This is a genomic window from Agrobacterium sp. MCAB5 (assembly GCF_052114365.1).
In the GTDB taxonomy this organism is placed as follows: domain Bacteria; phylum Pseudomonadota; class Alphaproteobacteria; order Rhizobiales; family Rhizobiaceae; genus Agrobacterium; species Agrobacterium tumefaciens.
Map to the genome: position 1 here is coordinate 1 of NZ_JBFREP010000377.1, position 354 is coordinate 354.

Consider the following 354-nt stretch of genomic DNA (forward strand, 5'->3'; position numbering starts at 1 on the left):
GTTCTCCAACTTGCAGGTGGCCGCATCCTACACCTACACACACAAGACGCTCATCGCGGGTGAAGAAGACTACGCTTTCAACAGGACAATTACGCCTGACCATCTGATCAAGATCTGGGGTGACTACAGTTTTACGGAACAGTTAGAAGGTTTGACAGTCGGAGCCGGTGTCCGCTTCCAGTCGGAGACAAGCCGAACAGTTGGAACTACCAGGGTTACCCAGGAACCCTTTGCCGTTCTTGGTGCCCGGGTCGGCTACAAGTTCAACGAAAACGTCCAGGCGGCTCTGAGCGTCGATAACCTCTTCGACACGCGGTACTATCAGACGGTGGGAGCCCCGGGTTGGGGTAGCAT

Annotated in this window: 1 protein-coding gene; it reads left to right on the forward strand. The window is 55.1% G+C overall.

Annotation, left to right across the window (positions count from 1 at the left end; all coding sequences use genetic code 11):
• On the forward strand, positions 1-354 hold a 354-nt coding region (locus AB4Z23_RS29110), incomplete at both ends, for a TonB-dependent receptor domain-containing protein (protein ID WP_441361389.1).